The sequence below is a fragment of the Paenibacillus sp. FSL P2-0136 genome, from assembly GCF_037975325.1.
Lineage (GTDB): Bacteria > Bacillota > Bacilli > Paenibacillales > Paenibacillaceae > Paenibacillus_AQ > Paenibacillus_AQ silagei.
Genome location: NZ_CP150244.1, coordinates 245689 through 270565, shown reverse-complemented (window position 1 = coordinate 270565; position 24877 = coordinate 245689). Strand labels below are relative to the sequence as shown.

Genomic DNA, 24877 nt, shown 5'->3' with positions numbered 1-24877 from the left:
CCCAGCCTGCACATTGTATGCTGTTTTTCGCATACATTCAGCCGCGCACACCCCAGCCTGCACATTGTATGCTGTTTAATACGAAAATAAAGTATCGGAAAATGCGCCGCAGACTGGATTTTGACAAAAAAAGACCCACCGCCCCCAAAAAACGTTTCGTTTTTTTTGAAAAAGGGAAGACTATGGGGTAGGATTTAGTTGCACGCTATATCCTAACTGCTGGATATATTGCACGTACCGATCCAACCGGTTTTTCTTGGACGTCTCATCGCCTAGTGAGACGTCTATTTCTTGGTATGACCTTTTCTCCCGCATCAGGGCATGGAGGATTCGAATCAGCAAATGTGCGGTGGCGACGTTTGCTTTTTTATCGCCTCGTCTCTTACGAATTCGTCGAAAGAATTGGCCGATCCGGTTCGAGGAGCGAGCGTTCGCCCAAGCCGCCTGACACAACGCCCCTTTCAGGTGCTTGTTCCCTTGCATCGTTTTTGACTTTCTTCGCTTTCCCGCGCTTTCGTTGTTCCCTGGACACACCCCCGCCCATGATGCAAACTGCGCATCACTCGGGAACATTTCCGCGACATGCGGCCCCACTTCGGCAAAGATGGTCACGGCAGACGTCCGCTCAATTCCTGGGATGGAGTCAATTTGTTCAATTACCTCCAGGTAGGGTTCTGCCTTCGCCTCGATTCGAGCTTCCAGTTCCGTGATCCTTTTCTCCAAATAAACCAAGTGGTCCCAATGGTCTCGAATCATCTCCCGATGATGACGGCGCAACTTGCCATTGAGCGCGTCTAGCAACTGTGGAACTTTCTTTTTTAAACGGGTTTTGACCAGGTTTTTAACGGCCATTTCGTCGACGACCTCGCCGTCCATGATCTTCTGGAGCAGGCCCCGTCCCGAAACCCCATATAGATCGGACATAAAGGTGGTTAGCTTGATGTTGGCATCCTGCAGGATTTTGTGGATGCGGTTCTTCTCCGCCGTCACCGCCTGCACCATCTTACTCCGGTAACGGGTCAAATCCCGCAAATCCCGGATGTCCTGTTCGGGCACCATACTGCCTTCAATGAGCCCGCAACGGTGCAATTGCGCTAACCAGCGCGCATCTTGCATGTCACTTTTTCGACCCGGCATATTCTTTACCCGCTGGGCGTTGGCCAAGACCAGATCACAACTGCCCTCTAAGATGTTCCATACCGGTTTCCAAAACACGCCGGTACTCTCCATCACCACTTCCCGACAGCCGTGTTCACTCAGCCAATCTTGCAGGCCTAGCAATTCTCGGGTTGTCGTCCCAAAGGTTTTCAGGTGACATTGTGGTTTCTGTTCGATCGGTCCTTTCAACACGTAGGCCACAACGGTTTCCTGGTGCACGTCTAGACCAGCGCAACACATACGTACAGCATCCATTCCAACCATCCTCCATCGTCAGTTTACAAATCATGCGCTCGAGTGAGTGTAATTTAATACACGTACTTTTGGGGGGCTACAATAGGCGATGCTCGAAAAGCGCAATAGAACGGTTTTTCGCACGGGGTGTATCCCAGTAACCGTTTCCGCCCTTTGATTTGTATATGTAGTGTTGACGACTACAGCCTCATTTAGAATGGTTGCGACGGATGCCACCCACTTATTTTCATTCCTGGGGGTGACAAGGCCTCTGTCTTGTCATGCCTGTTTTTCGCATACATTCGGCCCGTGCACACCCCAGCCTGCACATTGTATGCTGTTTTTCACATACATTCGGCCCGCGCACATCCCAGCCTGCACATTGTATGCTGTTTTTCACATACATTCGGCCCGCGCACACCCCAGCCTGCACATTGTATGCTGTTTTTCGCATACATTCGGCCCGCGCACACTCCAGCCTGCACATTGTATGCTGTTTTTCGCATACATTTGGCCCGCACACACCCCAGCCTGCACATTGTATGCTGTTTTTCGCATACATTTGGTCCGTGCGCCCTCTAACCTGCACATTGTATGCTGTTTTTCGCATACATTCAGCCACCCGTCGCTGCCGCCAGTAGCCGCCCGCTTCAGCGGGCGTACCTCTCGCGCAGCATACGCGCTGCTTCAAGCACCTGCGGGTCGCTGTACCGCAGGCTGTAGCCCGTCGCCTGCTGCAGCAGCTCCGCCGGCAGCAGGCGGGTTCCCCGGCCGGCAAGCGCCTGCCGGATACCCGCAGTGAATTCGGCCGCCGAAGACGGGCCGCCAAGCTCCGCGAGCGCGGCGATGGTCTCCGGCCGCACGCGCGGATAGTCCAGGAAAGCATCGCCGTCCGCTGCATCCTGATAGAAGCGGCGGATGCACTCTCCGCGCGCGAGCCCCGTGCCGGACACAATCACGAACGCGTGGACGAAGTATGCGCTACTCTGTCTGCGCTGGGCAATGCCGCAGAACTTACGGCCGCCGATCGCCAGGTCGAAGTCACCGGGGCAATACGACCCGGTGACTTCTTCTGCCCGGATCTGCGCTGCTGCCTGCGGATAGCCCGCCGCTACCGCTTCGGTAATCACCGAAGCCAACAGCCGGAAATCATCGTGGAAGTCCAGCTTGCCCGCAGGCTTCGGCAGCAGCAGGGACACGTTGATCACTCCCGCATCCAGCGGCACCGCAGCGCCGCCCGAATGGCGGACTGCCGTACGGATGCCCTGCTGCTCCAGCGCCTGCATCGCCTCTGCTGCGCGGGGCAGCTTGCTGTCCCGCAGCCCCAGCGCTACTCCGCCGGGGTGGCTCCAGAGATGCAGCACCGGCGGGACCTTACCGGCCCCGACATCACGGCACAGCACCTCTTCAAAAGCAAACGGAATCAGCATATCCTCCGCAGATGCCTCTTCCCCTTCTTCCCCTGCTTCACCGCTGGTATGCGTGAAGAGGACCATCTGCTCCGGCAGTATTCCCGCCGCCCCGCTCTCCAGTACATCATAAGGTTCACTCCGCATGCTGATTCCCCTTTCTATCTATAAGCCCTGGCCAATCTTAACTCCGTTAACTATTCACATTGTAACCGATCTCTCCCCGCACCGTACAACCGGCAGTGTATGCCCTTACAGATTTGAAATAGCGAAGCGAACCCGTTATCCTTAATGTAGTACAGAAGAATATACCAGCCATAAGATTCGCGCATAAGCTCATGCTATACACAACCTCTAGGAGTGATGCTGCATGACAACCGAACCACAGGCAAAAGACAGGCAACTAAGCAAATCCAGGCAATGGGAACAGGCCATGAGCAAGCTGTACATCAACTTTCAAGACTACAGCAAGGATGCTCGCAAAGAGTTCAACGATGAGGATATTCATCAGGCCAGAGTCAATAGCCGCAAGCTGCTGACCCTGTTGTCCATTCTTGATCCGGGCCATACTGCAACGGCAGACTTGTATGACAGCTTCAAGCAGGCCCAGAAGAAGCTCGGCAGAGTCCGTGATGCAGATGTGCTGATCGGGTCGTTTGAAGCCCGGCGCAAGGCGGCGAAGGCGGCTGGTGATAAGAAGACTGCCAAGCTGCTGAAGTCGGTAATCGAACACCAGAAGGATACACGGAAGAGCGCCCGCAAGAAGCTGAAGAAGGCACTGCCCAAGCTGTCCGGCCAAGCGCTCGAAGCGATGTGGACACCTTTTATCGAGACAGGGCTAGAGCCCCTCGCCGCCAAAAAAGACGCCAATGTCGCCATGCGCGAGCTTGAAGTCGCCTTTGAACAGAAGAAAAAAGCCTGCAAGACCTTATTCAAGGGTCCTCAAGCTGAATCAAAAGAAGCCTTCGAAGCTCTTCATGAGCTGAGGATCGCCGCCAAGGAACTGCGGTATACGGCGAATGCGGCTGATTTTGCGCTGGATCAGAAATTCCATGCCCATGAAGCCTTCTATAAGGACATCCAGGACCAGCTCGGACTCATTAATGACAAGCGGGTATGGCTTGAGACGCTGCAATCGATTGGACGCCAAGAGCTGGATGTCGGCAAAAAAGTCTGGGCTGCCTTCACCGATACGCTGCGGGCAGAGGTACTGGAGGCTCTTCATCAGAACGGGGTTGTCCCTGTTGCTGAGGCTAAGCCCCCCAAATAGGGCATCATAGCTGATCATCCCATCCTCTACACAAAGGCAGGACGCCGCATGTTATCCAAGCGGTATCCTGCCTTTGTTCATAAGCGCCACGTACTATAGCATTCCGGCAGCCCATAATCCGCCTCTGCGGATCATCCGTCGCAGCGGCTCTGAAGAGAAGGAAGGCAGATGGTGTCCAGGCATCAGATAGACCACCCGGCCTTCGCCGAAGGGATGGCACCATGCCGCCGGTCTCATCGCCCCGTCATGCGGATATTCGGCCAGCACCGTTGTCTTGAAGTAGGGATGCTGCTCGAAATAGTAAGGCTCGTCCTCTATGACAAAATCAGAGCTCCCCTCCATAATCGGGTGCTCCGGCGCACTTACCTTCATCTCCAGCGCTGTGAATGCCGGATGATGGGTGAACCGGGCACCGAGCATCGCCCCAAGTTCCTGATTACGCTGCAGAGATATGCCGTTATGCACGACAAGCAGCCCGCCGCCGCCAGCCACATAAGCAAGCAAGGCTCCGCTCTGCGCAGCGGGTAACTGCTCCTCTGAGAATTCCGTATAGGAGACCACCAGTCTGCATTCTTCCAATTCTGTCCGGTTCATCCGTTCGTAATCCTCCGTACAAATTACCTGGAACTCCGGTTCAAGGAGCTGCTCCAGCTCACGGTCTACCCCCTCGAAGGGATGATACTTCACTTCGGTATAGCTGCCGAACGCCAATGCTTTGTATGAAGACATGCTACACACACCTCTCTTTTGCCAAGTTAGCCTGACCGGAAAGTCAGTGTCACCCCTGATTCGTTCCCCCTGCCGCTGTCACCAGGGCCAGAGATTGCCGTCCAGATCGATATAAGCCGGTTCTTCGGCCAGATACATCTTGTGGTTATGAACGATCGTCATAATCTTGCCTGCTGATTCTTCAGGAGTTACAGGCGCCTCTGCATCCTTCTCCCCGTTCATATAGGTCTGCAGCCAGCCGGGATGGAAGACCAGCACTTGTCCGCCCATCGCACGCAGGTGATTGTGCAGCAGCGAAGACTGCATATTAAGCGCGGCCTTCGACATACAGTAGCCATACATATTGATCCGCTTGTTCCGCCCGATGCTTCCGGCCTCCGACGAGATATTAACCACCAGACGCTGGCGGCCTTGCAGCAGTAAGCCCATCAATGCATTGCTCACCCTCAGCGCACCCAGCGTGTTCACGTTATAAATCTCCGCCATCGCTTCATCATCCATATCCACGAGCACTGTTGCATCATCAGACTTGTGGATAATCCCTGCGTTATTGATAATCATATCAAGGTGCCCTGTACTTCCGGCAATACTCCGCGCGGCCTCCTTTACGCTCCCTGCACTGCCGATATCGAGAGGAACCAGCTTCAGGCTATCCGGGTATTGCGCTTTCAAAGCTTCAAGTAGCGCAGGGTCCGGCAAATACTGTCCGGCAAACACCATGTATTTACTCTCCAAAAGAGAACGAACGAGGCATAATCCCAGTCCACGGTCAGCACCGGTAACACAGGCAACCCTTTTCATGAGCTCCCCCCTCCTATCTGCATAATTATGCTACGAGCCTAGGTCCATCCCTCTCACATTAGCATGGCTGCAGGCCGTTAACAACATCCTGCAAGGGAGGGCAGGCTAAGCAGAACTTTACTTTTGCTTTAATTTTGAACTATGCTACAATCATGATTAATAGTTGTTAACAACACAATTGTTGACAACAGGTTTCATTAACTCTTACCCAGGAAGGTGATCCTACGATGTCTATTCAACAAATCCACACTAAGGAAGAATTACAGCAATATATCGGGCAGCCTGGCAAAAAACTGCTCTTCAAGCACAGCACCACCTGCCCGATCAGCGCCAAGGCCAACGAGGAATTCCAGGCCTATACACAGCATTCAGATACTCCTGCAGCCGTGGTCCATGTGATCGAAGACCGTCCTGTCTCCAATCAGATTGCTGAGGATTTCGGGATCAAGCATGAATCCCCGCAGATTTTCCTACTGGAGGACAGCGAAGTCCGCTGGAACACCTCACACTGGAAGATTACCCAAAAAGCGATAAAGGAAGCAGTGGAACAATGAGCGCGAACGTAATTGTCTATTCAACCTCCGGCTGCGGCGAGTGCAATCAGGTCAAACAGCTGCTGGAGAGCAAGGGCATTCCCTTCGAGGTCCGGGATGTGATGACCAGCTCCGTCTATCAGGAGGAAGTGGAGAAGCTGGGCTTCATGGGCATTCCAGTCACCGTATCCGGGGACCGGGCGGTCAAGGGCTTCAATCTCCCTGAGCTTCAGGAGCTTATGGATGCTGCTGTTCTGTAATATACACAAAGGTGCTGTCCTCTCAACAGGAGCAGCGCCTTTTTTTTGCGATTCATCGATGGAATAATTGTATATTTATATATATCTGGACAAGGAGGATTGATCCTTTGAAGTGGCTACAGGATGAGCATGCCGCCAAATGGCGTGAAGAAGGACAGCGTTATGCGAGCGACGTTAATCAATTCGTACATAAAGGACTGACTGAAGGCTGGGACAAAGCGGGAAAAGAACCCGCAGAGGATACACGCGGGGGCCTCGCCGCCAAAATCTATAAGATGATTCGAGGAGCTAATGAGCACGGTGAGATTACTGAGCTGCGGGAGCAACTACCGGCGGCAACGTGGCCGCTCTCCGGGCACTTCCAGAAGGAGATGCAGGCAATTCGCGGTATTCATTTCATCAGTGATGATGCTCTGGTGTTCAGCACCGGCTCACCTTGGGAGAAGAATGTAGTTGTAGCAGTACATAAGGATGTTATTTCCGTATTCGACGAGTTTAGCCTGGTTGGGGCATCTCCTGACAATCAGTTCTATGCACTCGCCGGAATTCAAGGCATTACCATTATGCAATCCATGAACAGCACTCTACAAGGAAAAGTTGTAGCAGATCTCTCATGGCGTGAGCTGAATGGCACGATTCAAGCGCTGGACCCGGAGTTTACTGTTTTGAACATAGACAGCCTGGATCAGGAGTTACCCTTGGAGCAAGTCATTCCTTTTAACGGGGGCCAAGCATTATTGCTTGTTACGAGCCAGGGGATTTTTCTGGTCCAGCAATCGCAGGAGAAGCTATGGGAGGTGAAGCTGCTGCATCCTGATCTCGAAGAATATAAAGCAGATGAGATGGAGCATATCGAGATCGACATGCCGCATGGTGCCGTCTCTCCGGATGGAAGATGGATTGCCTATGGCAGCCAGGGCAGTGATCATCTTTTATATGACACAACTTCAGGGCAGGTTCACTTATTCAATCCGGAATCCAGTTACCCGCACTATACTATATTTACGAAGGACCAGCATAGCGTATGGTACAATGCCTGCCACTTCTATAATGGCGTTACCCTTGCTGTGTCCCTTGAAGATGCGGAAGCAGGAAAGCTCCCGTCCGATCAGGAATATCCGGTTGTTAACGAGGAAGCCCGGGTATATGCGGCGGCGGCACTGAAGGACGGTGTTGTCATTGGCGATGCCTATGGCTACTTGAGGCTCATTGATACAGGGGGGCGGGAGCTGTGGCGTTATTATGCCGGAAGCACCATTTCTGGATTAGCTGTCGATCCGGATGAGACCATGCTGGCCGTGGGGACTTATGGAGGGATGCTGCATTTCCTGGACCTTCATGCCGCTGAACGCAGCGACTATGAGATTACAACAGGAACCGTTCGTGAGATGAAGCGGATTATTGCCTGGAAGAATCAGAATGAGCCGCTTTGGTGGTGAGCTGATACATGGAGAATCCTTCTTCCCCACCGTCGTCTGCCAAAAATAAAAAACAGCGCTTGAGCGAGATAAATGGCAGATAATCTGCTACATATAGGTGTTTTGGCTTCCCTATGCACAGCCATTCAGCCATTTGCTGAAAATAAGGCGAATAGCACTCTTTTCCATTTTTACAAACCCCCTCTGAAGAGAGTATGATTCGTGTTGAAAGCAAATGAATGCATTCATGAAAATGAGCATATGCATGCACGCTGAATTTCCGTCATGTGGAAAACGGGGGAACCATCCGGCCGTCAGGCCGACTTGGGGTGAATCCGAAGGAGAATGCCACGCGCAGGTCTCCGGCAGGTAGGGCGACTCTCACCGTCCGAATCCGACAGCTAACCTCGTAAGCGCCAAGAGAGAGCCCTGATCCGCCACGCTTTTGTGCCAGGCGTCTTAAGCCTGTTACCCACAACCGCAGGCAGAGGTCCTCCTCTGCCTGCGGTTTTTTGCGCGCTGGAATGAACTGCACAGTATAGATTCAGGAAGGAAAGTGACCACATGCCTGACCCCTTATCGCCCAAACTAACCGCCGCTGCCGGATTCAACCACTACACCCAGCAATATAGCGGTCCCGTCTATGCGCTTAGCTGCCTGCTGCTAGAGCAAGGCGTCCGCGCCGAACAAGCTGCAACCGCCACCTTCGTGGCCCTCCATCCACTATGGCTGAAGGGCCGCCTCTCAGGGGACGCCGCTGCTGCGGCTGCCTACAGAGAGTGCATCCGCCAGTGTGCCATGCTCGCCCACGACACCAGCCGCTGTGCTTCTGCGCCGCTGAGCTGGGACGATCACGTTGCCAGTGTCTTGTGGTATGGCATCCAGCTCCCCCTGCCCGACATCAGCCAGATCCTGGAGTGCAGCATCCCCGAGCTCAAGGCCCGGCTCAGAGGAATACGCGAACAGATGGCAGCCGCCCATTCAGCCTTGCCTGCTGTGCACCGCCCTTCGGCGGGTTGAGACTGGGAATAACGCGGGATACGCGGGATATAGGAATGAGTGCGGCGGAATGAGTTGGATGTGGCCGAATTAGGGGACGGATGCGACAAAAGGAGATGGATAGCGGGCCATGCGGACTACCGATCCGCTATTTCGGCAAATGGGACCATTCCGAAGGCCATGCGGACTGAGAGGCGCTTAATTAACCCATTCCGCCTCATTTTGCGCTCCATACTGCCCTTTAAGGTCCTCTCAGTCCGCAACGGGGAGAAAATCGGTCTTTTTCACAAAATAAGGGCCGCTGAGTCCGCCTACAAAACAACATCCCCCCACAAAGTGGGGCTTTAGCATCGATGATGCCTCAGGTACTTTGCGGGGACCCCAAAACATATAAATTCTAACAAATAAAGCCGCAGCATCCGCCGCGACTTCGTCCTTGACTCTCAGCGCCAGCACTCATGCAGTACTTGGCCCATCTTACATAGCTCAATCATCCCATGCACTCATCCTGTCTCCACCAACCGTTCAGTACATAGAACTCAGCTCTTGCCCTTACCACCCTTGCCGCCCTTGGCAAACCGCCAAAAAGCCATACAGCAGCCGAGCAGGCCGGCTCCCAGCAGAAGGGTCTGTAACGCCCCCAGCCAAGTCGATTGATCCGACGGGATCAGGCTGCTGATAATAATCAGCAGGATCGAGGCCGCGACCAGCACGGGGGTTTGTCTACTTTTCTTCACAACACTTCACCACTCCTAAAGACTAATACTACTAAGGTACACCATCTCCGGCGTTTTCACCAGTTCACCACGGCTCCGGGCACACCCAGGCGGAAGAACGTATGGCGTCCTTGGCTAGTAATTCTTCACTCCATAGTAGTCAAAATCAGCGAAGGAGTCATGCTGGTGGGCATCAACGGAACCGATGAAATTGAACAAGCCTGTAAATCCGCCAATCTCCCCTGGCTCCCCGTTCACGCCTTCATCCGACAGATAGAGTACATCAATGTTTTCTACAAAAGCTTGCCAATCCCCGTTATCCCCGAAACGGTAAAGGATACTCGCGATGCCTGAATGATAGATAATCTTGAGCTCCGCTGTGTCTTCAGGGACTGGAATGTAATGGTGGACCAGCTCAATGCGTTGCCCCAGCTTGGCCTGAAGTACGTATAGAACGGTACCCTCTGATTCGGAGTGGGTCAAGTGAACGTACAGCCAATTATTCGAATCATAGTATAGCCCCAGACCGGCCGTTTCCGAGTAGTGATCGGGATGAAATTCCACCTTGGTTTGAACTTCATAATGAAGGGAAGTTGCGCGTGTGGCCATAATCGCCGGATGGATCTGCGAGAAAAAAGAATTCTCTCCATGAATGCGTAAGTAACCCGGACGTTCAACCGTATTCACCCATGCCGCTTGCTGGTCCCGGTACGGAGTCAGAAAATGAAGATCATATTTCTCCTGATTAAAATCATCAAATACGTCATGAGAGATTCCATCGGCCTCTAATTCAACACCTGTCATCCCCTCAACTTCCATTTTCGCCACATTCGATCCATCCTTCATTTCCAGCCAGCCATCCTCTGTCCAATGCATTTTTTGAATAGAGGTTTCACGGCCTAATGGATTTAAGAGCGTTCCTTCCACAGGCCGTGACATGAGATGAGCAATATACCATTCGCCTGTTTGAGTTTGCACTAATGAGCCGTGACCTGCTTTTTGCATGATCGAGCTTGGATTATACATCTCAAAATGCCCGGCATCCGGATTCCCAAGTGAAAATAAATGGCGCGGCGAGGAGGTGATGATCGGCTCCCCCGACGGATGCGGTTCATAGGGACCAAAAATATTCTCCGCACGTCCCACCTCCACGCCATGAGCATAACCAGTTCCGCCCGCAGCTAATAAAAGATAGTATTTATCTTTATACTTATAAATTTGCGGTGCTTCAGCACAGCCGCGGCTGGTGAAGCCTTGCGTCACCCGGTGCCAATGTCCAACCAGCTTACCCTCATTCAAATCAAATTCAGCGATCACAATATGTCCAGGTGCCTGATACCCCTCACGAGTCTCCCATTCCAGGATGGACACATAGTGCTTGCCATCTTCATCATGGAAGAGCGCCGGATCGAAACCTATGGATGTCAGATAGATGGGGTCCGACCAAGGTCCATGGATATCTTCTGCCCACATGGCATAGGAATCCGAGTTGAATTCACGGCCTGCCATGTTTAACATATGCGAATAGGCCAACCAGTACCGGTTCGCCCTAGAATCATAGGATAGATGCGGCGCCCAGATCCCGGCCGGAGTATTGGTCCCCCTCAAATTCACTTCACCTTTATTTAATACGGAGGCAGTCAGCTCCCAATTCGCTAAATCGGTTGATTTGAAAATTTGAACGCCGGGATTCCAATGAAACGTGGATGTCGCAATATAATACACATCATCCACTCTAATAATAGAGGGATCTGGTGCCATCCCAGGGATTATAGGATTATTAATCTTCGTCATTTCTCTGCTTCCCTTCGCTGTTTAGCCATATTATTTACCCTTTTCCTGTTGTCTATGTATATTATAATAACTACTAACGTACTTATGCGATGGGATGATTACGGCTAGATTTACCCAAATCAAAGGCAGGTGCTGCAAATTGGAACATATGAATAGCTATCTCACAGGTGCACAGACGCTGCTGCTGCCGCGCATTGATTGGAATATACGCTTTTTTGGCGCACATACACAGACCGTTCCTGCCGATTGGAGCATGACTACAGAATCCCACCATGCCTTTGAGATTCTAATTGTGCTGGATGGGGCTCAAGAGACTAGGATAGATCATGAACCATTCATTGTGAACAGTGATGATATTCTGCTGATTCCGCCTGGGTTCGAGCATACGAATAAATGCATTTCCGCTACATCGATGACCTATTTCTGCGCTCATTTTGATATAGACGAGCCTTCCTTACGGATGAGAATTATGAAGAACTGTGACTGGGTCTATAAGCCCTCCCATTTGTATCATAGCCAGCTGAAAAAATGCCTTCAAAAATGGACCGATATTCTGCATGAACCTGAGTTGTCGTTCACCAAAGCAAAGCTAAAAGCACAAATGGTCTTGTTCGAGTTATTGGAGGTGCTTGTAGATATCCAGCCGGTACAGACGGGGATACATGCTAACGAATCCATGACCACTGCGAAGTATGCCAAAGAAATTGCCGAAGCCATCAAGAGAGCTTTTAAGAAAAATTGCACCCAGGGAAATTCAGATTACACCATTCACATCCAGCCCATCATTGCTTCGCTTGGGATCAGCCCCAACTACGGATTAGAGGTATTTCAAAAAATATATAAAATGTCGCCCCGCACCTATCTATCCGACTTAAAGCTACAGGAAGCCAAAATACTACTCCAGCAGCCCAGGATATCTTTAAATGAGATTTCAAGTCGTTTAGGTTACAAGAACCTCTCTCACTTCAGCAGACAATTTAAAAGATGGACAGGAATCAACCCCTCCGACTATCGTAAAAATAATTGTGTATAGCAAACACCCATCTTCCTTTATGGGGCGGATGGGTGTTTTGTTGTTATGCCAATAAGTTATCGTTATTTAATTCTCCTTCAGCTCTTTAATCTCAGCAATGAGATGATTCAGCTTGTAACCGTTGGTATCCCTGGAGAAAGCTTTCATCTCTTCGCTCTGTCCCTGGAATGCAGATAGAACATAGTCACCATCAACTACATAATATGTCCCATAACGGGTGAAAGAGTAGCTTCCTTTTTGCTCTTCCCCTACCCCTTTTTTGATTGCAGCGACGATCTTCATTCCCGGCTTAAGTTCTGGTTCAATCCCCTTGAACTCAGAGTCATAAATCAGGTTAAAGGTCCCTTCAACCTCTTCACCAGTAACTACTTGATCTACATTAACTTGAAAAGAGGTAAACATAGGCTTGTAAGGCTCCAGACCGGAATCCTTCAATTTCTCCGCTAAATTACCCTCTGGAGTTCCAGGTTCAGTTATCAGATCCACGCTGAAATCCGGCAGTTGCTGAATGACTTCAGCAACTATGAACGTGTCCGTATGATCCAATACCTCCTCGAATGTTAAATCCCGCAAATCAACATTTACAGGAGAGCAGGTGGATAAAGGATATTCTTTACGAAGCTCCTTAATTTGCTCTGCCGACAGACTTGCTGCTGCTAATTCATCTAATTCAGAAGAAAGATTGGAACAACCCGTTAGGAATCCGAATACCGTAATTGATGCAATGGCAGCTGTTATTATCCTTTTTATATTCATCTCAATCCTCCGTTTCTAGAGGTATAAGAATCATAATAACTTCCTAAACAATAAAAAAGAAGGGGCTGTCCCCAAAGTAGATTTTCTACGGCGGAAGACCTGTCACTTCATTCTTAATGCTACAAAAAGTGAGCAGAGCAGCGATTCTCCCGTTATTGGAGGATCGCTGCTCTGCGTTTTTGGTCATTGGCGGCTTGCTCCAGCAGATTATGAGCAAGGGAAAGCCATCCGACCTCAAGCGTCACTTTCTCCATGGCGCGAAGCAGAAATCGCCGGAAGCCCCGGTTATTCTATTAACATTCCTATCCTTAATCAATCGCTTGGAAAAAATATCAAGTGAATCAACCTTGAAGTGTCTCTTTACGATGCTGAGGATGTCATACATGATTTTTGCGACGATAATACATCAGATAATTTTTAATACTTCTCTAGCAAACTACTTATTTAGAACAAAAATCCCGATGGTTGACCAGATTGGTCATCATCGGGATTCCTGTATACTTTTCCTTTAGCCAAGGCCTTCTCCGCCTTGAATCCCTCCAAGAGGTGTTCCAGGTTAAATATGGAAGCCCGTTCTTTCTGCGCCGCTGCTACTGCGTAATATTGGGATTAGGACAGATTCGGGTAGAGGGCGGACACGCCGCCTGCAAGTCCGGCTTGGATCATACGGCTGGTATCGTCGGCAAGAATTTCGAAGCTGCCGGCTGCTATGCCGTCAATAGCTATTTTCGCAATATCTGAAGGGTTTGATTTGGGAGCATCCAGGCCGGCCGTCATGTCTGTCTCCATATAACCCACATGTAAGCCTGCTACTCTAATATGACGGGGATACAGATTCAAACGAAGATCGTTCGTCAGCGCCCATGCTGCAGCCTTTGCCGCCGTGTAGGCACCCGCAGCTCCGCCACTAAACCAGGATAATGCGGAAAGAATATTCAGAACCGATCCTCCCCCGTTATTCTCGATGACCGGTGCAAAAGCGCGAACCATGGATAACGTACCGAAGAAATGCGTATTCAATTCCAGCTGGATCTGCTCCACATCCCCTTCCAGCAAAGAAGCGCCTGTAGATGATCCTGCATTGTTGATCAGAATCGTAACATCCTTAGCCTGGCTGGCTGCTGCCGCTACCTCTTGAGGGTTGGTAACATCAAGCTTTACAGGTGTAACTCCTGGAATATCCAGAGTTTCCGGATTTCTTGCTCCCGCGTAGACCTTAGCCCCTCTAGCTAGAAGTTCAAGCGTAAGCTGGCGGCCAAGCCCCCGGTTTGCTCCAGTAACCAATGCCACTTGTTCAGAAATGTTCATTGTATTCGCTCCCTATATGAGAATGATCGTTCTAGAAAATGCACAGGAGAAGATATAATAACCTAATCTCATCATGCAGTGATGTCCTATAAATTCAATATAACATATTGAGAACGATCGGTAAATAATTATATGAATATTTAAAATCGGATAACCACTTTCCCTTGGGGGTGACCTGTAGCAACCAGATTTAGAGCTTCATTAATATCTTCAATGTGGAACTCCCTGGCGTCTACCGCGGGTATAATTTGGTTCTCTTCAATGATTTTTGTGATTTGCCGTAATTGTTCTCCATCACTGCGTACAAACACAAAATGATATTCAATCTTCTTCTTCTTGGCTTTGTGATCATACTTAGCACCAGCAATACTGAATAGTTTTTGCTTCCAACCTACCAAGCCCATAGTTTTGGCGAATCGTTTGTTTGGTCCGGTCCGTAGAGAAAGAAGATGGCCGCCTGGTCTAATAATGGAGAGTTCGCGGTCAAATTCACCGGGGCCCAAGGTATCAATCACATAGTCAAGATCACGAAGTCGTTCCCAGTAGTTCTCCGCCTTGTAATCAATGTATTGATCTGCTCCCGCGGCCATTGTACGTTCGCGCGCCTGTGGACTTCCACTGACGATGACCTTCAGCCCCATGCTTTTAGCGATAGGAATCGCCATTTGGCCAAATGAACCAGAGCCCCCTGGAATGAACACTCTTTCGCCAGCTTTGGCAGCTAACTCTTCATGCAGGCTTTGATAGGCTGTCAATCCTGTTAAAGGCGCAGCCGCACCGGTTACAAAATCCAGATTACCCGGCAAGTGAGCCATAGCCTCTACATGAACCGCCGCATATTCGGCAAATGCTCCAATTTTTCGCAGCGGCAGGCGGGAGTAAATGGCATCACCTACTTTGAAGCCAGCGACTTTCTTACCCATCTTCTCAACAACACCTGTGAGTTCGTTACCAAGGGTCAAGGGGAACTCATAGTCCTGGATTAACTTCACGCTTCCGGTAGCGATGAGCAGCTCCAAGTGGTTAACCGCCGCCGCTTTTACTTTAACCAAAACTTCGTAATCACTTATTTCCGGGACTGGAATATCGCGCACTTCAACTTGAAACGGTTTGGAATATTTGGTGATCTGTGCCGCCTTCATAATTAATACCCTCCTATCCGCAAGATCCTAAGTAACATTTACGACGATTTGTAACTTGCACACCAAGCATAAGACTAGAAGTTACAAAAGTCAACATTTGTTACTTTGTTTTTTCATGCTAAACTATAAGTGGATATTATTAATTAACGAAAGAAGGGTTGGCAGCATGGTGTTACACTGGGGGGTTAATCGTAAGTGCCTGCACTCCCCCATTCACCTGCCACAACAAATGGCTAAAATCACACAGGAGCTTATTATTGAAACTGCCGAGACATTAATTGAGCGTACGGAAAAATCTGAGGTGACGCTCTCTCAAATAGCGGATGAATTGAACATCACCCATGCTGCACTCTATAAACATTTCAAAAACAAACAAGAACTGTGGGCGGCAGTAGCTAAAGGCTGGTTCAACCGGATGATTTCAGAACAAATCCGTATAAACATGACTAATTCAGCCTCCCCGCAGGAAGTGCTCCACGATTGGCTATGGGCATTTGTTAATGCCAAAAAACGCGCTTATAATGAGAATCCCCAAATGTTCGCCTTGAATACACAATATGTGGACAGTAATCCATTGGTATTACGTGATGTGCTTTGGGATTCTTATCAAATAATTGATGGTTTCATGGAATATCATGATCCTCAATTTGAACGGGCAGAGGCCATTCTATCTGCGTTTGCAGTGTTTAGTCTCCCCTCTTTTAAAGGATCCTGGAATTCACCAGACTACCAAGAACGGTTTGAACGCCTCTGGAGTTTAATCAAACAAGGGGTTTGAATCCTGGAGGGGATGGCTGAATATACAACAGGGAGCAGTTACCTGAGGTAACTGCTCCCTGCGAGAAATCCATCACACTACTTCCGTCAAATCCTAAATTTTATAAGCCTTCATCGCTTTTCTGATCTCCTTGATGCTAGGGCGCTTGCCGTACATCAGGACGCCGGTGCGGTAGATCTTGGCGGCGAGCCAGCCGAAGAGGAAGGTTGTAGCCAGCAGGATCGCCAGCGAGACCATGATCTCCCAGAAGGCGACCTCCCCGACCCCGATGCGGAGCAGCAGGCTGAGCGAAGAGGTGAATGGTACGAAGCTCGCTACCTTCACCAGCAGTGTATCCGGGTTCGAGATGCTGAACAGCGGCAGATAGAAGCTGACGAAGCCCAGCATCATGACCGGCATCACGGCCTGCCCCAGATCCTCTGTCCGGCTGACAATGGAGCCGACAGCGGCATACATCAGGGCGTACAGGAAGTAGCCCAGGATATACAGGATGAAGCCATAGACGATCATGCTGACATTCAACTGTCCCAGATTCAGATCGAAATCGCTCAGGATCGTGGAATTATGCGGCAGCATCAGGTTGACGGCGATGGCAGCCGAGATAATGGCGATCTGCATCAGACCGACGAGGAAGATTCCGATGACCTTGCCGAACATCTGGGTTAGTGGCGAGGCGCTGGTGATGAGAATCTCCATAATGCGCGAGCTTTTCTCCGACGTAATCTCGGCCGAGATCATGTTGCCGGTCATCATCACCGACATGAAGAACAGAATCAGTAAGATATAGACAATCACATAGTTGATAATGGGTTTGGACTGATCCTGATCTGCGCTACCTGCAGCCCCGTCAGTACTTAGCTGTGCGGTATCAATCGACACCGGAGCGAAGATCGCCGCCACCTGGCTCTCGGTCAGCTTGTCTCCGACAATCAGGCCGGTATTCACCTGCTGCAGAGCAGCTTGCAGATTCGTTTTTAATTCGCTGTCGATCTCTCCGTCTTTGCTGTGATACGTTACCGGAGGCACCCCTTCACTGCCCTCTGCGGCGAAGGTGAGGTATCCCTCGATCTTCTCATCCTCCAGCCCCTGCTTAAGCGCAGCATCCTCAGCGGAAGGATAAGCGGTAAATACGACTTTATCTTCGGCTTCAGCCGGCGGAGTATAAGCGAGCAGCAGCTCGGCAGGCCGGAAGCCCTGCTCGGCAACTATTCCGATCTGTGTCGCGTCCTTGGCACCGTCTTCTCCGTTGAACACTTTGATTAGATAAGGAATATTCATCCCAATGCTAAGCAGAAGCACCAGAATCAGGGTTGTAATCATGAAGGATTTCGTTCTTACCTTGTTCTTGAATGTGAAGCCGATAATAGTTGCCATTTTATTCATTGGATTCACCCACCGCTCTGATAAAGATTTGGTTTAGCGTCGGTTCCTTAATCTCGAAATGCTCGACCTCGCCTTGAGCCACAGCCAGTTGAAGAATGCGCTGCGCCGCTCCCAGGTCATTGATGGTTAAAACATACCCGCGCTCCTGCCGCTGCACTCCGGTAACTCCGGCAAGCTCGGCAAGTCCGTTCACTTCCCCGGCGGTGCGCAGTACAACTTCTTCCCGCGGATACCCCTTCTTGATCTCACGGATATCTCCCTGAACCACGGTGTTCGAGCGGTCAAGAATCGTGATATTCCGGCATAATTCCTCAACATGCTCCATGCGGTGCGTGGAGAACAGAATGCTCGTTCCCAGATCCCGCATCTCTCTGACGGTATCCTTCAGCAGCTCCACATTGACCGGATCGAGGCCGCTGAAGGCTTCATCCAGGATCAGAATCTTCGGCTTATGGACCACAGCGGCGACGAAGCCCATCTTTTGCTGATTTCCCTTGGACAGCTCTTCAATCTTCTTATTGTAATATTCCGGTACATCGAAGCGCTCCAGCCAGTACTTCAGGCTCTTATCCGCTTCACTCGCGGACATCCCCCGCAGCTGAGCCAGATAGATAATCTGATCGCTTACCTTGACCTTCGGATATAATCCCCGTTCTTCCGGCAGATAGCCCATCAGATGCTGAAGCTCCTTACTGTACGGCTTGCCGTTATACAGGATGCTCCCTTCGTCGGGATAGATCAGGCCAAGCACCATGCGCATGGTCGTTGTTTTGCCGGCGCCGTTGGCACCCAGCAGACCGTAAATCTCGCCTTGCTCCACCTTCAGACTAATTCCGTTGACGGCCGTCTTCTCACCGTACTGCTTCACTACCTGCTTCAACTGCAATGCTTCCATTCTTATTCCCCTCTCTTCTGGTCGATCAGAACCGGACGATGTCCCCGGGTCCATAAGCTTAGGATTTCATCCAGCTCCAGGCTGCGGCTCTTGAGTACCTTTACGCCCAAATCGTGAATGCGTTTCTCATACAGATAAATTTGCTGGGTCAAAAATGAAGCCACACCCGGCGTTTCCAGCTTCAGCTCCAGCGCCTGCGGCAGCTCGGCTGCCAGTTCCTGCAGTTCTTGCTCTCCCTCAACTTGAACCCATATTTCACTCCATGAACCAAACAGACTGTCCTTCTCGGTCATTCCCAGCAGCTGCCCCTGGTGCATCAGCACGATATAATCCGCCAGCCGCCGGACTTCTTCAACAATATGGGTCGAGATGACAATCGTGGCCTCGTGTTCATCCATGTATCTCTGCAGCGTCTCAATCATGATCTTCCAGGCAAAAGGGTCCAGGCCCGAGGACGGCTCATCCAGTAGCAGCAGCCGGGGCTTCACCGCGAGGGCGGCGGCAAGCTCGAACTTGCGGCGCTCGCCCTTGGACATTTTACCCAGTCTGGCATTCTCTGGCACTTCAAACTTGCGGACCAGCTCCTCGAAGTAGCTCTGGTCCCAGGAAGGATACCAATGGCTGCGGAAGGCGGCCGCCTCACCGGGTGTCCAGAAGTTCTCCTCAGGCTGGGGCATCTCCGGCACGTAAGCGATGCTCTGGCGGAGCTCCATCGGCAGCACACCGCGGTAAGTCTCTTCATACCAGCGGATCTCCCCTTCATCCGGCAAAATCAGCTGCAGGAGCATATTCAGCAGCGTGCTTTTGCCCGCGCCGTTCTGGCCCACCAGCGCTGTAATATATCCTTGCGGCAGCCGGAGATTCATCGGCCCGATGGTCTTGTTGCGCCGCTTCTTCCATACATCCCGCAGTTCTATGGCTTGCTGTCCCATCAGCTTCCCCCTCTTTCTGCCTGCTTCCCGTATTTGTTCTTCACGATCTCTGTGAACAGCCTGGTTAGTTCCTCTTCGCTGCAATGGACGGACAGTCCCGCCTCCACGGCGCTCTCCAGCGCCTTGCGGACGGTCTCCTGCTTATAGTCCTCCATGGCTCCGGTCCCGATATGGGATACGAAGGTGCCCGTCCCCTGCCGGGTCCGCAGCAAGCCCTCGTTCTCCAGATCCTGATAGACGCGGCGGACCGTTATGACACTGCACTTCAGGTCACCTGCGAATTCGCGGATGGAAGGAAGCAGCGTCCCTTCTGTAATCGCACCTGAGATAATCAGCGATCTGAGCTGCGTCTCGATCTGATGGTACAGCGGCTCTGCGCTGTTCTCATTAATTTGTATAGGTATCCACATCATTTACACCTGCCTTCCAGGCCCGGCCCCCGGATGAACGCCTTGCCCCGTCTCATACGAGATCACGGCTCTTCAGCCGGTGAATCGTCCATCTGGAGAATAGCTGAAGCGATAGCACGCCAAGTGCCAGCGCCCCCCACATCAAGGGAGACAATAGGCCCCACTCCTTGGATACAGCGACCGTGGCGAGCAGTATATTGCCTCCCGCCAGGTAGACTAGTCCCGACATGCCCAGCGCCAGCAGCATGACGGCTGAGATGATCCAGAAGTACATAACACCGCTGACTGAGAACTCGATGATAATGTACATGCCAGCGACAATCAGGCTGTAACCGATCCAGGTAAAAGCAAAAGCCAGATACGAAGCAGGCGGCAGTTCAGCGCGTATTCCGGGGCTGAGCAGATAGATCAGGCTGAAGAACAACGTGCTGTTCATGGCAACGGCGAGCAGGGTGTCCAGCTTTCTTTTACAGAGAATAGCTGCTACCGGTACCGGCAACGCCCGCATATACGCCAGCATCCGGGTATAGGAATCCTCCGAGATATACTTCATTGTCCGCCGAGAGAAGGTGATCGTGAGCATGAGCATCATCGTAACCATCAGAACATCGCTGAGCAACTGCTTGTCATGTCCTGTTAGCGTATCGTCGATGACCATTCCTGACAGTGCGGCAAAATATCCCATGAACAGGAGCGAGAACAGCAGTGCCCACAGCAGCTTCCAGCGGTCACCGTGGAATTCGCTGCGTACGATGACCCACGCTTGCTTTAATGTTGTCATAACTTCTAACCTCGCTTTATTCGTCTTGAACGGCAGGAGCTGGCAGATCAGCTAGCCTCAGTGTGTATCTGTGTGTGCTTACTGTATATATCTATATACACAGTATATGACCTGTGTTTTCCACTGTCAACAGAAAAACTCTACTATTCTTAGTATTTCGATTCCACGCACGAAAAAAACCCCGCACATAGGCGGAGTCTGGACTTTATTATTGGAGCATACGCGGGATTTGCGGCACAAGGGCCGGATTTCGATGCAACAAACCACATGAAGCTAAGTCTGTATGTATACTTTGACGTTTTTTGTCGTACAATATCACTTATGCGACTTTTTTTGAGTAAAATACGATAAACCATGCATACTTGCGCATAATCAAGCAGCCATGCGTTTATTATAGGTCATTTCCTAACTTCTGTATAGAAACTTCGCTGGATCAGCCCCTCTGTTTCCACAATTATGTTCCATTCGTGCTTCTGCAATTTTTGTCGAATCTAATCTATTGAATGAACGTGCGCAGGCTGTCCTCGACAAAATCCGGGGCAGCCTTTTGAATCTGCTGAACGGTGTGGAGATAACGCTGAGTGGTGTTGATGTGGGAATGCCCCAGCGATTCCTGAACCTGCTGAAGCGACGCTCCTTGGAGCAAGGCCAGCGTGGCATTCGTGTGGCGAAGCCAGTGCGGGGTCAGCTTTTTCTCAATTGAGCTGGCTTCTCCGGCATTCTTGATAATCCGTTCCACCTGCCGTGAAGATAACGGAAACATCCGCTGCTCCGGGGTGACCTCTTCCTTCCCTGGCAAAGTATCAGACAACTTGGAATACAGCTGCCACAGGGTTGGCGGAACCTTAATTTCTCTAGGCTTACCCCCCTTGCCGTTCTCCACGGTCAGCCAGACCGAGGTCTCCAGCAGATCATTATGGAAGTCCCCCCACTTCATCGCCGTCAGCTCTGACACCCGCAGACCGAGCACTACCAGCGTCAGCCCGATCAGATAATTGCGCAGTCCTTGCTTCTCCAGTACATTCAGTAATTCCCCCACCTCCCGTTTGGTCAGGAAGTTTTTGCGGCTGGTAACGGTTATTTTGGGGATGCGTACCGAAGAGGTCGGATTCACCGCAAAAATCCCGATATGCTGGTCACTCCCCCATTTATAAAAAGACTTCAACGGCGCAAGGAATGCCGCTATGCTTGCCGGTGCCAGCTGCCTCTGATAACTGTAGCCCCCCTGCGTCAGGAAAATCTTATACGCCTCTATCTCCCTCCAGGTCACTGCCCTTAAGGAGGTGCCTGCAATAAATCTGCGGAAATCGGCAATCGCCCGCTTATAATTCCGACCTGTATTAACATTCGTACAGCAGGTAGCCATAAACATCTGAACAATCTGATCATCGCTTAGGTAGCCCTCTTCCGGGTACACCAAGCTGAGCGCCGTACGGCTAAATTCGGTCTGGCTCATTCTTTTTTCATCACTCCTCAGGAATAGACATGTCGCATAAGTGATATTGTACGACATTTTTGTGGTATTTTGTCCCATTATCACACAGGAATGGCCAAAGACCGGAATACACAAGATCAGCAGAAGGTAACGCGAAGAACTCAGGAGGGGGACGGAGACAGAATAGCGGCTGCGGGCCAGCTAAGTAATATGAGAAGCCGGAGGGTAACTATGGAGACCGTTTTGCAGAAACAATATGTTGAATTCGGGGTAGATCACGAGCATTATGCGATCCCGATCTCAGATGTTCATGAAATTATAAGAATGCAGGAAATAACGGAAATCCCCAGCAGCCGTCACTACGTTAAGGGCATTATCAACCTCAGGGGTAAAATTGTGCCGGTGCTCAGCCTTAGAGTGCTGCTTCAGATGGAAGAAGTGGAGCCGACCAAACACACACGCATTCTGGTGGTCCATCACCAGGAGGAATCCCTGGGCGTTATTGTCGACAACGTGAATAAAGTGACGACCTTCAGCGATATTCAGCCTGCACAGGGCAGCCTCTCTGGAGTCAGCGGCTCCTTCTTCAACGGAGTAGGCTTCTCTTCTTCCGAGCTGGTCGGCATTCTGCGACTGGATGAGATCCTGCTGCGAGACTAAACAAAGGCTAAACGGAGAGAAGGCGAACCATGGTTGATTTATCGGAATACCGAGGGATATTTCTGGAGGAACTGGAGGACCAGCTGCAGCTGATCGAGGATGAGGTGCTCAGGCTGGAGCAGACCGGGGAGACAGAAGACGGAATCCAGCAGTTCTTCCGGGCGGCCCATACTCTTAAGGGCTCCTCGGCCTCTATGGGCTACAACGGGCTGAAGGAAGTCACGCATCATCTGGAGCATCTGCTTCATCAGATGCGGGGAGGGGAACGGACGGTCACGTCGGAGCTGATCCGCCTGTTCTTCGGAGCGCTGGATGGAATGCGCGCGCTGCAGAGCGAGATCGCTGCTACGGATCAGGAGACCACAGATGTGTCCGGTCTGGTGCAGCGGCTGAGTACATTCGCAGCGGAGGAGCTGCAGAAGCCGGAGGATAAGGTCCCTGCTGTGCAGACAAGTCAGGCAGAGCTTCCCCTCCAGCTGTTCTGGGTGCATGTGTGGCTCTCTTCCGGCTGTGAGATGAAGCTGCCCCGTCTTCACCTGATCGATGCCAAGCTGCGGAGTGTCGCTGCCGTCCTGCGCATGAAGCCGGAGCTGGAAGAGATAGAGGACCACGACAGCCGGATCGACGAGGCCTCCTGGTTGCTGTCGCCTAAGATTGATATCGAGGAGCTCCGTCAGGAGGTCTTATCCATTATGGATGTTGATCGTATATACATAGAAGAAGTGCTTAACGATTCCCCGCGTCCCGGTGAATTCGTGAGACCGCCCCATCCGGAGACGGGGAGCCGGGAGCTCCCGGAAGTACCAGAATCCCCGCCGTCTGCCGCTGACAAAACCAAGCCGCAAACGATCCGCGTCCAGGTGGAGCGTCTGGAGAAGCTGATGAACCTGGCGGGTGAGCTGGTCATCGATCAGACCCGGTTCCATCTGCTGAACCGCAGATTCCACCAGCAATACGGAACCAATGATCTGACAGAGGAGCTGGGCCAGCTTGCCGACCATCTGGCTATGATTACGGGGGAACTGCAGGAGAGCATGATTAAGGTGCGGATGCTGCCGATAGAGCAGCTGTTCAACCGTCTGCCCCGCATGGTCCGGGACTTGTCCGGCTCCCTGAACAAGCAGGTTGAACTGGTTCTTGAAGGCAAGGAGACGGAGCTGGACCGGACGCTCATTGAAGAGCTTGGCGACCCGCTGATCCATCTGCTGCGCAATGCCGTTGATCACGGTATAGAGACCCCTGAAATCCGCCGCAGCGCCGGCAAAAGCGAGACCGGAACCGTCCGCGTCGCGGCCTCCCATGAGGATAATCAGGTCATCCTGGTCATCGAGGACGACGGGGCCGGGATTGATTCCAGCCTGATTGCAGAGTCTGCCCTGCGGAAGGGCATCATTACGGCTGAAGAGGCCGGCGGGATGACTGAGGATGAGGCGCTGCGGCTTATTTTCCGGCCCGGCTTCTCCACCGCCCCGCACATCAGCGATATTTCCGGCCGCGGGGTCGGAATGGATATCGTCCGTAATGATATTGAACGGATTAACGGCATGATCGATATCGAGACCACGCGGGGGCAAGGCACCCGCTTCCGGATTCGTCTGCCCCTGACGCTCGCCATCATCCGGGGTCTGCTCGTTCATGCCGGGGGAGCCACCTTCGTGATTCCCATGAGCAGTGTGGCCGAGATTGTTCGCGTCACTCCAGAGGAGATCAGCTCTGTCCGGGGCCAGCCTGTCATTACCGCACGGGGGCAGCTCGTACCTGTGGTCTGGCTGCAGGATATCCTGCGGCTCCCCGCAGGTGCGGGCGGCAGATCAGCATCCATTCCGCTGATTATCGTGGGGCGGGGAGAGAAACGGCTGGCACTGGCCGTGGATACACTTATCGGCAATCAGGATATCGTAATCAAATCGCTCGGCGCCTACATGGGCAAGACTGAGAACATATCAGGAGCTACCATCCTGGGAAATGGCAATATCGCTCTGATCATAGATACAGCCAGCTTATTTTTCAATACGGGAGTCTTCGCTTAACAAAATCATCTTT

The 24877-nt window shown here is 51.5% G+C and carries 24 protein-coding genes and 1 riboswitch; of the genes, 9 read left to right on the top strand and 15 right to left on the bottom strand.

Annotated elements, in window-relative coordinates; all coding sequences use genetic code 11:
* Nucleotides 1–180: 180 nt before the first annotated feature.
* Nucleotides 181–1413: an IS110 family transposase gene (locus tag NYE26_RS01140; RefSeq protein ID WP_339253293.1), complete on the bottom strand. Its 1233-nt coding sequence runs from the start codon at nucleotides 1411–1413 to the stop codon at nucleotides 181–183.
* A gap of 629 nt (nucleotides 1414–2042) precedes the next feature.
* The gene (locus NYE26_RS01135; protein ID WP_339253291.1) at nucleotides 2043–2948 is read right to left on the bottom strand and encodes a lipoate--protein ligase family protein; all 906 of its coding nucleotides are present in this window, start codon (nucleotides 2946–2948) and stop codon (nucleotides 2043–2045) included.
* Between the two features lie 223 nt (nucleotides 2949–3171).
* Here NYE26_RS01135 and NYE26_RS01130 point away from each other — a divergent pair, with 223 nt between their 5' ends.
* The gene (locus NYE26_RS01130; protein ID WP_339253289.1) at nucleotides 3172–4071 is read left to right on the top strand and encodes a CHAD domain-containing protein; all 900 of its coding nucleotides are present in this window, start codon (nucleotides 3172–3174) and stop codon (nucleotides 4069–4071) included.
* A gap of 93 nt (nucleotides 4072–4164) precedes the next feature.
* Here NYE26_RS01130 and NYE26_RS01125 read toward each other — a convergent pair whose 3' ends face one another.
* Nucleotides 4165–4800, bottom strand: a complete 636-nt coding sequence (locus tag NYE26_RS01125) for a ThuA domain-containing protein (RefSeq protein ID WP_339253287.1) — start codon at nucleotides 4798–4800, stop codon at nucleotides 4165–4167.
* A 78-nt stretch (nucleotides 4801–4878) separates the two neighbouring features.
* The gene (locus NYE26_RS01120) at nucleotides 4879–5601 is read right to left on the bottom strand and encodes an SDR family NAD(P)-dependent oxidoreductase (protein ID WP_076083811.1); all 723 of its coding nucleotides are present in this window, start codon (nucleotides 5599–5601) and stop codon (nucleotides 4879–4881) included.
* 227 nt (nucleotides 5602–5828) lie between these two features.
* On the opposite strand from NYE26_RS01120, the gene ytxJ reads away from it, so the two are divergent.
* The 4 genes from ytxJ to NYE26_RS01100 all read left to right on the top strand — a co-directional run bounded on the left by ytxJ (nucleotide 5829) and on the right by NYE26_RS01100 (nucleotide 8832).
* Entirely contained in the window at nucleotides 5829–6155 is a 327-nt protein-coding gene (gene ytxJ / locus NYE26_RS01115; protein ID WP_076083788.1) for a bacillithiol system redox-active protein YtxJ, read from the top strand.
* Nucleotides 6152–6394 carry a glutaredoxin family protein gene (locus tag NYE26_RS01110; protein WP_036722203.1) on the top strand — a complete coding sequence of 81 codons (243 nt, stop codon included), beginning with the start codon at nucleotides 6152–6154 and terminating at the stop codon, nucleotides 6392–6394. Before ytxJ ends, NYE26_RS01110 begins: the two co-directional genes overlap by 4 nt.
* A 107-nt stretch (nucleotides 6395–6501) precedes the next feature.
* Entirely contained in the window at nucleotides 6502–7833 is a 1332-nt protein-coding gene (locus tag NYE26_RS01105; protein WP_339253284.1) for a hypothetical protein, read from the top strand.
* 239 nt (nucleotides 7834–8072) lie between these two features.
* A riboswitch (cyclic di-AMP (ydaO/yuaA leader) is annotated at nucleotides 8073–8242 on the top strand.
* Between the two features lie 134 nt (nucleotides 8243–8376).
* Nucleotides 8377–8832: a hypothetical protein gene (locus NYE26_RS01100; RefSeq protein WP_339253282.1), complete on the top strand. Its 456-nt coding sequence runs from the start codon at nucleotides 8377–8379 to the stop codon at nucleotides 8830–8832.
* 518 nt (nucleotides 8833–9350) lie between these two features.
* Here the strand turns inward: NYE26_RS01100 and NYE26_RS01095 are convergent.
* Nucleotides 9351–9548 carry a hypothetical protein gene (locus tag NYE26_RS01095; protein WP_339253280.1) on the bottom strand — a complete coding sequence of 66 codons (198 nt, stop codon included), beginning with the start codon at nucleotides 9546–9548 and terminating at the stop codon, nucleotides 9351–9353.
* 114 nt (nucleotides 9549–9662) lie between these two features.
* Nucleotides 9663–11321 (bottom strand): family 43 glycosylhydrolase, encoded by a 1659-nt coding sequence (locus NYE26_RS01090; protein ID WP_339253278.1) that lies wholly within the window; start codon nucleotides 11319–11321, stop codon nucleotides 9663–9665.
* Between the two features lie 148 nt (nucleotides 11322–11469).
* Here NYE26_RS01090 and NYE26_RS01085 point away from each other — a divergent pair, with 148 nt between their 5' ends.
* Nucleotides 11470–12354, top strand: coding sequence for an AraC family transcriptional regulator (locus NYE26_RS01085; RefSeq protein WP_339257280.1), 885 nt, complete (start codon nucleotides 11470–11472; stop codon nucleotides 12352–12354).
* Nucleotides 12355–12420: 66 nt separating this feature from the next.
* Here the strand turns inward: NYE26_RS01085 and NYE26_RS01080 are convergent, their stop codons facing one another.
* The 3 genes from NYE26_RS01080 to NYE26_RS01070 form a co-directional block, all read right to left on the bottom strand.
* On the bottom strand, nucleotides 12421–13110 hold the full coding sequence (locus tag NYE26_RS01080; protein ID WP_339253276.1) for a hypothetical protein: 690 nt from the start codon (nucleotides 13108–13110) through the stop codon (nucleotides 12421–12423).
* A 609-nt stretch (nucleotides 13111–13719) separates the two neighbouring features.
* Nucleotides 13720–14418: an SDR family oxidoreductase gene (locus NYE26_RS01075; protein ID WP_036722186.1), complete on the bottom strand. Its 699-nt coding sequence runs from the start codon at nucleotides 14416–14418 to the stop codon at nucleotides 13720–13722.
* A gap of 140 nt (nucleotides 14419–14558) precedes the next feature.
* Nucleotides 14559–15560, bottom strand: a complete 1002-nt coding sequence (locus NYE26_RS01070; protein WP_036722185.1) for an NADP-dependent oxidoreductase — start codon at nucleotides 15558–15560, stop codon at nucleotides 14559–14561.
* A 166-nt stretch (nucleotides 15561–15726) separates the two neighbouring features.
* On the opposite strand from NYE26_RS01070, the gene NYE26_RS01065 reads away from it, so the two are divergent.
* Complete coding sequence (locus NYE26_RS01065) at nucleotides 15727–16338, top strand: TetR/AcrR family transcriptional regulator (protein WP_200869499.1); 612 nt, start codon at nucleotides 15727–15729, stop codon at nucleotides 16336–16338.
* Between the two features lie 93 nt (nucleotides 16339–16431).
* Here the strand turns inward: NYE26_RS01065 and NYE26_RS01060 are convergent, their stop codons facing one another.
* The 6 genes from NYE26_RS01060 to NYE26_RS01035 all read right to left on the bottom strand — a co-directional run bounded on the left by NYE26_RS01060 (nucleotide 16432) and on the right by NYE26_RS01035 (nucleotide 22195).
* Complete coding sequence (locus NYE26_RS01060; protein ID WP_339253273.1) at nucleotides 16432–17721, bottom strand: ABC transporter permease; 1290 nt, start codon at nucleotides 17719–17721, stop codon at nucleotides 16432–16434.
* Entirely contained in the window at nucleotides 17714–18616 is a 903-nt protein-coding gene (locus tag NYE26_RS01055) for an ATP-binding cassette domain-containing protein (RefSeq protein ID WP_036722182.1), read from the bottom strand. The genes NYE26_RS01060 and NYE26_RS01055 overlap by 8 nt, the downstream gene beginning before the upstream one ends.
* 2 nt (nucleotides 18617–18618) lie before the next feature.
* Nucleotides 18619–19548 carry an ABC transporter ATP-binding protein gene (locus tag NYE26_RS01050; RefSeq protein ID WP_339253270.1) on the bottom strand — a complete coding sequence of 310 codons (930 nt, stop codon included), beginning with the start codon at nucleotides 19546–19548 and terminating at the stop codon, nucleotides 18619–18621.
* On the bottom strand, nucleotides 19548–19958 hold the full coding sequence (locus tag NYE26_RS01045; protein WP_209877957.1) for a GntR family transcriptional regulator: 411 nt from the start codon (nucleotides 19956–19958) through the stop codon (nucleotides 19548–19550). Before NYE26_RS01045 ends, NYE26_RS01050 begins: the two co-directional genes overlap by 1 nt.
* 52 nt (nucleotides 19959–20010) lie before the next feature.
* Nucleotides 20011–20739 carry a hypothetical protein gene (locus NYE26_RS01040; protein ID WP_339253268.1) on the bottom strand — a complete coding sequence of 243 codons (729 nt, stop codon included), beginning with the start codon at nucleotides 20737–20739 and terminating at the stop codon, nucleotides 20011–20013.
* A gap of 496 nt (nucleotides 20740–21235) precedes the next feature.
* Nucleotides 21236–22195, bottom strand: a complete 960-nt coding sequence (locus NYE26_RS01035) for a tyrosine-type recombinase/integrase (RefSeq protein WP_339253267.1) — start codon at nucleotides 22193–22195, stop codon at nucleotides 21236–21238.
* A gap of 210 nt (nucleotides 22196–22405) precedes the next feature.
* Between NYE26_RS01035 and NYE26_RS01030 the strand changes: the two genes are divergently transcribed.
* Together NYE26_RS01030 and NYE26_RS01025 are read left to right on the top strand one after the other, a co-directional pair.
* Nucleotides 22406–22834, top strand: a complete 429-nt coding sequence (locus tag NYE26_RS01030; protein ID WP_339253265.1) for a chemotaxis protein CheW — start codon at nucleotides 22406–22408, stop codon at nucleotides 22832–22834.
* A 29-nt stretch (nucleotides 22835–22863) separates the two neighbouring features.
* Complete coding sequence (locus NYE26_RS01025) at nucleotides 22864–24864, top strand: chemotaxis protein CheA (protein ID WP_339253263.1); 2001 nt, start codon at nucleotides 22864–22866, stop codon at nucleotides 24862–24864.
* Nucleotides 24865–24877: the final 13 nt, after the last annotated feature.

Coding starts and splice junctions, on each gene's coding strand:
- NYE26_RS01080 (WP_339253276.1), bottom strand. CDS start 13,110: ATGAATATAAAAAGGATAATAACAGCTGCCATTGCATCAATTACGGTA.
- ytxJ (WP_076083788.1), top strand. CDS start 5,829: ATGTCTATTCAACAAATCCACACTAAGGAAGAATTACAGCAATATATC.
- NYE26_RS01135 (WP_339253291.1), bottom strand. CDS start 2,948: ATGCGGAGTGAACCTTATGATGTACTGGAGAGCGGGGCGGCGGGAATA.
- NYE26_RS01130 (WP_339253289.1), top strand. CDS start 3,172: ATGACAACCGAACCACAGGCAAAAGACAGGCAACTAAGCAAATCCAGG.
- NYE26_RS01060 (WP_339253273.1), bottom strand. CDS start 17,721: ATGAATAAAATGGCAACTATTATCGGCTTCACATTCAAGAACAAGGTA.
- NYE26_RS01070 (WP_036722185.1), bottom strand. CDS start 15,560: ATGAAGGCGGCACAGATCACCAAATATTCCAAACCGTTTCAAGTTGAA.
- NYE26_RS01110 (WP_036722203.1), top strand. CDS start 6,152: ATGAGCGCGAACGTAATTGTCTATTCAACCTCCGGCTGCGGCGAGTGC.
- NYE26_RS01085 (WP_339257280.1), top strand. CDS start 11,470: ATGAATAGCTATCTCACAGGTGCACAGACGCTGCTGCTGCCGCGCATT.
- NYE26_RS01120 (WP_076083811.1), bottom strand. CDS start 5,601: ATGAAAAGGGTTGCCTGTGTTACCGGTGCTGACCGTGGACTGGGATTA.
- NYE26_RS01055 (WP_036722182.1), bottom strand. CDS start 18,616: ATGGAAGCATTGCAGTTGAAGCAGGTAGTGAAGCAGTACGGTGAGAAG.
- NYE26_RS01075 (WP_036722186.1), bottom strand. CDS start 14,418: ATGAACATTTCTGAACAAGTGGCATTGGTTACTGGAGCAAACCGGGGG.
- NYE26_RS01045 (WP_209877957.1), bottom strand. CDS start 19,958: ATGTGGATACCTATACAAATTAATGAGAACAGCGCAGAGCCGCTGTAC.
- NYE26_RS01030 (WP_339253265.1), top strand. CDS start 22,406: ATGGAGACCGTTTTGCAGAAACAATATGTTGAATTCGGGGTAGATCAC.
- NYE26_RS01035 (WP_339253267.1), bottom strand. CDS start 22,195: ATGAGCCAGACCGAATTTAGCCGTACGGCGCTCAGCTTGGTGTACCCG.
- NYE26_RS01090 (WP_339253278.1), bottom strand. CDS start 11,321: ATGACGAAGATTAATAATCCTATAATCCCTGGGATGGCACCAGATCCC.
- NYE26_RS01025 (WP_339253263.1), top strand. CDS start 22,864: ATGGTTGATTTATCGGAATACCGAGGGATATTTCTGGAGGAACTGGAG.
- NYE26_RS01125 (WP_339253287.1), bottom strand. CDS start 4,800: ATGTCTTCATACAAAGCATTGGCGTTCGGCAGCTATACCGAAGTGAAG.
- NYE26_RS01140 (WP_339253293.1), bottom strand. CDS start 1,413: ATGGATGCTGTACGTATGTGTTGCGCTGGTCTAGACGTGCACCAGGAA.
- NYE26_RS01100 (WP_339253282.1), top strand. CDS start 8,377: ATGCCTGACCCCTTATCGCCCAAACTAACCGCCGCTGCCGGATTCAAC.
- NYE26_RS01065 (WP_200869499.1), top strand. CDS start 15,727: ATGGTGTTACACTGGGGGGTTAATCGTAAGTGCCTGCACTCCCCCATT.
- NYE26_RS01040 (WP_339253268.1), bottom strand. CDS start 20,739: ATGACAACATTAAAGCAAGCGTGGGTCATCGTACGCAGCGAATTCCAC.
- NYE26_RS01050 (WP_339253270.1), bottom strand. CDS start 19,548: ATGGGACAGCAAGCCATAGAACTGCGGGATGTATGGAAGAAGCGGCGC.